This window comes from Mesorhizobium sp. M2A.F.Ca.ET.042.01.1.1, assembly GCF_003997405.1.
Lineage (GTDB): Bacteria > Pseudomonadota > Alphaproteobacteria > Rhizobiales > Rhizobiaceae > Mesorhizobium.
This window is the reverse complement of record NZ_RZRX01000277.1, coordinates 1-7833: the sequence shown is the minus strand read 5'-3', so window position 1 is coordinate 7833 and position 7833 is coordinate 1. Positions and strand designations below refer to the sequence as shown.

At 66.1% G+C, this 7833-nt stretch carries 8 protein-coding genes; all 8 read right to left on the bottom strand.

Features of this window, described 5'->3' with window-relative positions; all coding sequences use genetic code 11:
- Window positions 1-300 (bottom strand): sugar phosphate nucleotidyltransferase (locus EOA23_RS29025; RefSeq protein WP_148669353.1); only part of this gene is annotated, 300 nt, incomplete at its 3' end.
- Window positions 297-1808 carry a tRNA (adenosine(37)-N6)-threonylcarbamoyltransferase complex ATPase subunit type 1 TsaE gene (tsaE, locus tag EOA23_RS29020; protein WP_127306667.1) on the bottom strand — a complete coding sequence of 504 codons (1512 nt, stop codon included), beginning with the start codon at window positions 1806-1808 and terminating at the stop codon, window positions 297-299. The genes EOA23_RS29025 and tsaE, both read right to left, overlap by 4 nt.
- 10 nt (window positions 1809-1818) lie before the next feature.
- The gene (locus tag EOA23_RS29015) at window positions 1819-4398 is read right to left on the bottom strand and encodes a PAS domain-containing sensor histidine kinase (RefSeq protein WP_127306666.1); all 2580 of its coding nucleotides are present in this window, start codon (window positions 4396-4398) and stop codon (window positions 1819-1821) included.
- A gap of 190 nt (window positions 4399-4588) precedes the next feature.
- The gene (gene ahcY, locus EOA23_RS29010; RefSeq protein WP_126063335.1) at window positions 4589-5989 is read right to left on the bottom strand and encodes an adenosylhomocysteinase; all 1401 of its coding nucleotides are present in this window, start codon (window positions 5987-5989) and stop codon (window positions 4589-4591) included.
- A 164-nt stretch (window positions 5990-6153) separates the two neighbouring features.
- On the bottom strand, window positions 6154-6450 hold the full coding sequence (locus EOA23_RS29005; protein WP_095819113.1) for an HPr family phosphocarrier protein: 297 nt from the start codon (window positions 6448-6450) through the stop codon (window positions 6154-6156).
- Window positions 6447-6848, bottom strand: a complete 402-nt coding sequence (locus EOA23_RS29000) for a PTS sugar transporter subunit IIA (protein WP_027166957.1) — start codon at window positions 6846-6848, stop codon at window positions 6447-6449. The genes EOA23_RS29005 and EOA23_RS29000 overlap by 4 nt, the downstream gene beginning before the upstream one ends.
- Window positions 6849-7012: 164 nt before the next feature.
- A complete protein-coding gene (locus tag EOA23_RS28990; protein ID WP_127306665.1) occupies window positions 7013-7474 on the bottom strand; it encodes an HPr kinase/phosphorylase in 462 nt (153 codons plus the stop codon).
- Window positions 7475-7486: 12 nt separating this feature from the next.
- On the bottom strand, window positions 7487-7833 hold a 347-nt coding region (locus EOA23_RS28985), incomplete at its 5' end, for an ATP-binding protein (RefSeq protein WP_245474377.1).

The window sequence follows — 7833 nt, the reverse complement described above, 5'->3', positions numbered from 1 at the left end:
GCTGCCCAAGAGCGGCAGCGCCTTGACGATGCCGCCCGCCGATTCCAGCAGGGCCTCGCGCTCGTCGGAGATGACGATCTTCGGAGCGCTGCGTCCGGCGACATGGGCGACGATCTGCTCGGGCAGATAGTGCACATTGACCACTGCCTTGGCTATGCCTGCGGCCTCCAGGCTGTCCAGCCCCCAGTCGAGCAAGGTCTTGCCTGCGATCTTCACCAGCGGCTTCGGCATCGTGTCGGTGATCGGCCGCATGCGCTTGCCAAGCCCGGCCGCCAGCACCATCGCGGTCGTCGGTTTCATGGGACCCGTTCCTCGAGCAGGCCGTGGGCCATGTAGAATTCCTTCAGGCCGGCCAGCGCCGGATGCGCCAGCGCCCGCCTCAGATAGTCGCGGATGCGCGGCAGGTGTTTCAGATAGTAAGGCTTGCCGTCGCGCTTTTCGAGCCGCACGAAGATGCCGAGGATTTTTGAATTGCGCTGCGCCGCCATGATCGCGTAGGCCTCGGCGAAGCCGGCTTCGTCGAAGGCACCGGCGGCGCGCCGCGCCGCGACATAAGCCGCCACCGTCCGCCGCTCGATCTCGGGCGAGACGGTGACGCGTGCGTCCATGGCCAGGGAGGCGACGTCATAGGCGGCGGGGCCGATCAGCGCGTCCTGGACGTCGACGATGCCGAGCCGGTCGAGGGCCGATCGCTCTGCGCGCCAGATGATGTTGGGCGAATGGAAATCGCGCAGCATCAGCGTGTATTCGCTGCCGGCGAGGCGGTCGAGCACCGCGTTCCATTCCTTGTGATAGCCTGCCCGCAACACGCCGTTTGCCGGCCCGCCGGTGATCCAAGGCACATACCAGTCGACCAGAAGATCGGCTTCGATCAGCATGGCGTCGCGATCGAAAGGCGGCATGTCGTGGAACACGCCGGGCGCCGCCTCCATGCGCGTGGGCCAAGTCCTGCCATGCATCATGGCAAGCAGCTCGGCCGCCGCTTCGTAGCGTTCGGCGATGGGCTGGCCGTCGCCGCTCAAGAAGCCCTCGGAGCCGAGATGCTCGAGGAGCAGAAAACCCTCGTCGAGGTCCTGGGCATGGATCACCGGCACGCTGACCCCGTTCGCCAGCAGCGCCTTGTCTATGGCGACGAAGGCGGCGACGGATTGCGCCGTATGGGCGATCACCGCATAGGGCTTGCCGTCGCGCACCGGCGGCCCGAGCGCGAGGCGCGGTGAGTTCATCAGCACGCGCGGCGCCTGGCCGGGCAGCGACACGATCTCGTAGGATCGGGCGGAGGCATCGCCGACGAAATGGCGGCGGCTGGCTTCGCCCCATCCGGCCGAGACCAGGAAATCGCGCATGGCCAGCGATCGCGCCGCGCGATCATAGGCCGGTCCCTGTCCCGACAACCGCGCCACGCGGCCTTCGCCCTGCTCGGCCAGATCGACCCATAGCGCCGCCCCCGGCAATCGATCCCCGGCCCGTTCCGGCCACTCGATCAGCGCCGTGCCTTGGCTGAGAGCATCGTCGAGGCCGAGCTCGTCGATCTCGTCCGGTGAGGAAAGCCGATAGAGGTCGAAATGGTGGACGGGAACGCGCGTCTCGTAGCTCTGTACCAGCGTGAAGGTCGGGCTCGGCACCTCGAGATTGAGGTCGTCGGCCAGTGCCCGGATCAGCGCGCGGGCCAGCGTCGACTTGCCGGCGCCGAGGTCGCCTTTGAGCGCGATCGCGTCGCCGGCGCGCAATGCCATGGCGAGATCCTCGCCCAGCCTTGCCGTTGCCGCCTCGTCGGCGAGAAAACGCTCCAGCACCATTCCTTCCATATAGGCCGCGCTACTCGGCCGCGTCGCGGATGCCGGCCGGCGTGTCCGGGATTCCGGACGGCTTGTCCGGGAAGGTGCAGATCACCGTGGTGCCCCTGTCCTGGCCGGTCTCGATGCGCACGGTTCCGCCATGCAGCTCGACGAAGCTCTTGACGATCGAGAGCCCGAGCCCCGCGCCGCGCCGCCGCCCGCCATTGGCGCGCGGCTCGAAGCGGCGGAAGACCGACTCCAGCACGTCCGGCGGCATGCCGGGGCCGTCATCATGCACCGAGAACTCGACGCCGTCGGCCAGCCGCCGGCAGGTAAGCCGGATCGTGCTTGCCTCCGGCGCGTAGTTCGCCGCGTTGCTGAGCAAATTGTACAGGATCTGACGGATGCGGGTCTCGTCGCCGTGGAAGCTCGCCGGCGCCTCCGTTGCGTCGATCGCGAGCTTGATCCGGTGCTCGTCCAGCCGGTCGGCGACGAGTTCGGCGGCCGCGGCGATCGTCCGATCGATGTTCATCTCGGAAATGTCGAGCTGCATGATGCCGGCGTCGACCGTCGCCAGGTCGAGAATGTCGTTGACGATGGTGAGCAGCACCGATGACGACGAGCCGACATACTCGACATATTCGCGCTGCTTCGGCGTCAACGGCCCGGTGGCGGGAAGCGACAGCAACTCGGTGAAGCCGATGATGTTGGTTAGCGGCGAGCGCAGCTCATACGAAACGTGCTGCACGAATTCGTTCTTCAGCTGGTCGGACTTCTCCAGCGCCTCGTTCCTGTCCTTCAGCGCCCGCTCGACATTGACGGTGTCGGTGACGTCGACGAAGGTGATCATCACCTGGCCGTTGGGCAGGTGGATCACCGCGTAGCTCAGCACGTTGCCGTTGATCAGCTCGATCTGGCCGCGGCGGTCGCGGCGCTCATCGTCGAAGCCGGTGACGGCGGCGACGAAGCCGCCCCACGGGCTGTTCGCGGCGTGCTGGTCGCAGAGGTCGCGGATCGCCGAGACATGGACGTTGGGCTTGACCGCTTCCGCCGTCAGCCCCCAAAGCGCGACGAAGGCCGGATTGGACAGGCGCAGCCGCCCGTCCGGCCCGAACACGACCACGCCTTCGGCGAGGTTGTCCAGCGTCTCGCCCTGCACCCGCACGGCGGTCTGGTAGCGGCTTTCGAGATCCATCTTCTCGGTCAGGTTCTCGAACACCCAGGTGACGCCGCCCTTCGGCTGCGGGTTCGCCACCACGCGGATCGTCTTGCCGTCCGGCAGGTGCCACCAGTGCTCCTGCGATTCGACGGCGCGGTAGGCGCTGAGCAGGTTTTCCTTCCAGCGCCGCCATTCCGGCTGCTCGGCGATCCTGCCTTCCGAACGCAGCCGGTCGAGCAGCAGCGTGTTGGAGGGCGCGCTGAGCAGGAAGCCCGAGTCGAGGCCCCAGAGCTTCTGGAAGGCCTGGTTGAAGAAGCGCAGCTTTTCCTCTGTGTCGAAGATCGCCACCGCGGTGTTCAACTGGTCGAGCGTGTCGGCATGGCTGCGCACGGTCCGCTCATATTCGGCGCGGATCGTCTCTGCCGCGCTTGTGTCGCAGGCAAGCCCCGCCGAGCCGTCGGCGCCGGCGAAGTCGGTGACCGCGAACATGCGGCGGTCGCCATCGATGACGGTGGAAAGCGTCTGTTCGAAGACCGCGCGCGTCTTGTGCTGCTCGGCGATCTGCTCGCGCGCCTGGCCGCCGAGGAATTCCCTGGCGTCGCGCACGGCAACACCCGGGCTTTCTGCCTCCACCGCCTCGGCATAGGCGCGGTTGACCCATTGCAATCGGCCGTCCGCTGACCGCAGCCATGCCGGCATCTTCAACGCGTCGAGCAGGCCGATCATGGTGTCGTGGTCGGCGCTGAGCCGCTGGTTCTCGATCTTCAGCCTGGCCTGGTTGCGCAGCGTCTCCGACAGCGAGACGAAGCGCACCAAGACATGAGCCGCGCTCTTGCGGCCATGCACTTCCAGCGGCACGCCGGCCTGCGTCTCGATGACCAGATCGAAGGTCTTTGCCTGCTCGCGCAGCGCGGCGACGGCGTGTTCCAGCGCCGCCGCCGAACGCGGCATCAGCCAGCGGCCGAAAGCGAGGAAGGCGGATCTGTCGTCGGGCGCGCCGCTTTCCAACGGCAGGCTGCCGATGAGCTCGGGTTTCTTGTTGTCCGTGGCCCAGACGATCAGCCGCTGGTCGCGCAGGTTGAGCAGCGCCTCGGAACGCTGCAGCGCCGCGTTGACGTCCGCGATGCGGGCCCTGAGCTGGACATTCTGCGCGGCGGTGCGCCCGCGTTCGCGGATCAGGAAGATGGCCGAGACAAGCGCCGCGCCCATCACCCCGACGAACATGGCGAGCTGCATGACCTCGACGGTGCTGACCGGCGCCGCGGCCTTTCCCGGAAGGCTTGTGTCGGCGCGCGCGGCAAAGGCGAGCAGCGGGCTGGCAAGCGCCGAGGTGGCAAGAAGCAAGGCCTGCCGCGCACCGGCACGAAAACCGCCGCCGTTCACGGCGGAGCAGGCTTCGTTCGAATCCTCATGGCCGCCGGAAACGGCCTTTCCCGCGCTTGGCGGGTAATCCCCCGGCATGTCTTGGTCCTCTTCGCCGCTTGAATGCAAGACCGCCCTGAATGCGTCCCCGGCCCAACATGTCCCCGGACCGCGAATCACAACAATAACGCCTGCCGGAATCGGCGTGAAGAATCATTGGCGCAAAAAATGAAGCCGGGCGGAAAGTCAACCACCCGGCTTCAATATCTGGTAGATAATTTCGCTTTGGTTAATAGCGGTAGTGTTCCGGCTTATACGGGCCCTGCGGCGTCACGCCGATATAGGCGGCCTGCTCGCCGGAGAGCTCGGTCAGCTTGGCGCCGAGCTTGTCGAGATGCAGCCGCGCCACCTTCTCGTCGAGATGCTTGGGCAGCACATAGACCTGGTTCTGGTACTGGCCGTGCTTGGTGAACAGCTCGATCTGCGCCAGCACCTGGTTGGTGAACGAGGCCGACATGACGAAGCTCGGATGTCCGGTGGCGTTGCCGAGGTTGAGCAGGCGTCCCTCGGAGAGAAGGATCATCCGCTTGCCGTCCGGGAAGGTGATCAGGTCGACCTGCGGCTTGACGTTGGTCCATTTCAGGTTGCGCAGCGACGCCACCTGGATCTCGTTGTCGAAGTGGCCAATATTGCCGACGATCACCATGTCCTTCATCGCCCGCATGTGGTCGAGCGTGACGACATCCTTGTTGCCGGTGGTGGTGATGACGATGTCGGCGGTCGGGGCCGCGTCTTCCAGCGTCACCACCTCGAAGCCATCCATCGCCGCCTGCAGCGCGCAGATCGGGTCGACCTCGGTGACCTTGACGCGGGCGCCGGCGCCGCGCAGCGAGGCCGACGAGCCCTTGCCGACGTCGCCATAGCCGCACACCACCGCGACCTTGCCGGCCATCATCGTGTCGGTGCCGCGGCGGATGCCGTCGACCAGCGATTCCTTGCAGCCATATTTGTTGTCGAACTTCGACTTGGTGACGGAATCGTTGACGTTGATCGCCGGGAAGGGCAGCAGGCCCTTCTTCTGCAGCTGGTAGAGGCGGTTGACGCCGGTGGTGGTCTCCTCGGTGACGCCGCGGATCGCTTCGCGCTGCTTCGTGAAAAAGCCCGGGGAAGCCTTCAGGCGCTTCTTGATCTGCGCGAACAGGATCTCTTCCTCCTCGCTGCCGGGATTGGACAACACGTCCTCGCCGGCCTCTGCACGCGCGCCGAGCAGGATGTACATGGTGGCGTCGCCGCCATCGTCCAGGATCATGTTGGAGGTGCCGCCGTCGGTCCACTGGAAGATGCGGTCGGTGTAATCCCAATAGTCCTGGAGCGACTCGCCCTTGATGGCGAACACCGGGATGCCGGCCTCGGCGATCGCCGCGGCCGCATGGTCCTGCGTCGAGAAGATGTTGCAAGATGCCCAGCGGATGTCGGCGCCCAGCGCCTTCAGCGTCTCGATCAGCACCGCCGTCTGGATCGTCATGTGCAGCGAGCCGGTGATGCGCGCGCCCTTCAGCGGCTTCTTGGCGCCGAACTCCTCGCGGCAGGCCATCAGGCCCGGCATTTCGGTTTCGGCGATCTCGATTTCCTTGCGGCCCCAGCCGGCAAGCGAGATGTCGGCGACCACATAGTCCTTGCTACCCGTCATGGCAGTGCTCCGGTGTGATTTTTCTCAATGCGCGCCGGCGCCGGGAGGCGCATGGAAGGGCGCGGTTGCCGGCCTGACTAGCAGATCGGTCGCCATACGACAATGGGACATAAAGAAATCTTTATGCGCGCATGTCTTCGAGGCGCGAAATGTGAGGCCGGGGACTAGATTTCCTCGCCGAAACGCGAGGCGACCAGCTGCTCCAGCGCGTCCATGGCCGGCACGGCTTCCGGGCCGCTGGCGATCACGCGGATCGAATAGCCCGGGCTCGCCGCCAGCATCATCAGGCCCATGATCGAGGTGCCGCCGACCTTCACGCCATCCTTCTCGACATGGATGGTGGCATTGAATCCGCTGGCAACCTGGACGAATTTCGCCGAAGCGCGCGCATGCAGGCCGCGCTGATTGATGATCGGGAACTCCCGCACAACCTCATCCGTCTGCGGCGCCGATGCGTTCATTTGCTGCTCAGGAGCTGGCTGGCGACATTGATGTATTTGCGGCCCGCCGCCTGCGCTTCGTCGAGCGCGGCGGCCATGTTGTCGCCCTTGCGGATCGAGGAGAGCTTGATCAGCATCGGCAGGTTCATGCCGGCGATGACCTCGGTGCGGCCGGATTCCATCACCGAGATGGCGAGGTTGGACGGCGTGCCGCCGAACATGTCGGTGAGCACGATGACGCCGGCGCCAGTGTCGACACGCGCCACGGCATCGACGATGTCGGCCCGGCGCTGCTCCATGTCGTCGTCGGCGCCGATCGCCACGGTTTCGAAATTGTCCTGCGGCCCGACGACATGTTCTACGGCATGCCGGAACTCGGTTGCGAGTTGACCGTGCGTCACGAGCACGAGTCCGATCATTCTCTGGTGGCTCCCGTCATCGCCGCTTCACAGGCGTATATTATGTTCGCCAGCCATTCCAGGCGGCGGGAGCGCTATCTTGTCGACGCACGGCCGGTTGACAAGCCCAAAATTGCGGCGGCTTGGGCCATTTTGACGCATCGCAGCAAAAAACCCCGGCCGGATCATGAAAAAGGCTGGATCGCCAGCCGCGCCATCAGCATGGGCAGCGCGGCGGTGACATTTTGCCGGGCGATGTCGATGCGGGGCAGCCGGCAACCCTCGATCGTCTCGGTGGCTTCGTCCTGCAGCCGCGCCATGGCGGCCGGCTCGACAAGCCGAACGACAAGGTCGATCACGGCGGCCGGCTCGAAGGCCAACGGCCGCGGCCCGATGCCGTGCACCTCGCAGAGTCCGGCGATGCTTGCCGGCGCGCGGCACACCAGCCGCCCGCCATGCGCGGCCGCAAACAGCTGGTCGTCGCCGACCAGCCGGGAAAACATGCCGCGGGTGCGGCAATGATCGAGGAGCGCCAGCGCCAGCGTCGTCTTGCCGGCGCCGGACGGCCCGGTGATCAGCACGCCGCGCTCGCCGATCAGGAGGGCCGTCCCGTGGATGTTCAGGGGCTTCGCGGCGGTGTCCGGCATGTTCGGCTAGCGTCAGCCTTCCGCCGGCAGCGTCACCACGAAACGCGCGCCCTTGATCTCGCCGGGCTTGGTGCCGGGGATGTTCTCGGCCGTCAGCGTGCCGCCATGCGCCTCAACGATCTGGCGGCTGATCGACAGCCCGAGGCCAGAGTTCTGGCCAAACGCCTCGCCGGCCGGCCGGTCGGTGTAGAAGCGCTCGAAGATGCGGTCGATGTTCTCGGCCCGGATACCCGGGCCGTTGTCGTCGACGGTGATGATGTTGAACTTTCCAGCACGCGCCAATGAGATCGCGATGTGGCCGTGCTCGTCGGGCACGAAGGAGCGCGCGTTCTCGATCAGGTTGGTGATGACCTGGCCGA